Raw genomic sequence first — 701 nt, 5'->3', positions numbered from 1 at the left:
GCCTTTCCTGATTTACCACTGGCTGCTCTACACCTTCATCGCCTATCTGTTCGCCCGCCGCAAGCTGACGGAAAGCCGCGAAGACACGCTCGCGCCCGTTGCCGACAATGCGACGCTGGAAGAAATTTGGAACAGCCTCTGCTCCCACGGCCTGCGCGTCCACGTCCTCGACCATACTTTATTGTTCGGCACGATGGCGGCGGCATTCGGACTGCAATACCGCATGGTGGAACACTGGCCGTCTGCGGATGCATTCTCTGCGCTGGGCTTCGCCGCCGTTTACGGGCTTGCCGCGCTGATGCTGAAACGGCAACAGGGTTTGTATATCCTGCGTCAGGCGTTTGTTGCCTTGTCGCTGCTTTTCCTCACGCTCGCCGTTCCGCTTTACTTTGAACGCGGCAACACCGTCATCCTGTGGACGGTTGAATCCGCGCTCGTGTATTTCTTCGGACTGCGCCAACAGCGTCCGCATATGCGTTTGGGTGCGCTCGTCGTGTATCTGTTGGCAGCGCTGATCCAACTGAGCGGTTATCAGGAGGGAGGATCCACCATCCTGCAAGGTCAATGGTTTACCACCCTGCTGACCCTGTTCGGCGGCGCAGCAATTTACCTGCAGTGGCACCTCTACCGCCGGAAAGGCTCGGCACACTGGGAACACACGCTTCAAAACGCAACCCTCTGCGCCGCCGAACAGGGTCAGC

The 701-nt window shown here is 59.1% G+C and carries 1 protein-coding gene; it reads left to right on the top strand.

Annotated features, from left to right (window positions below):
• The coding region (locus ACTHUR_RS14265) for a DUF2339 domain-containing protein (protein WP_440399213.1) at window positions 1-701 on the top strand (701 nt) is incomplete at both ends.

It is taken from the genome of Neisseria sp. P0021.S007 (genome assembly GCF_051956855.1).
Note: the sequence above shows the minus strand (reverse complement) of the source record. Positions and strands in the feature narration are given on the sequence as shown.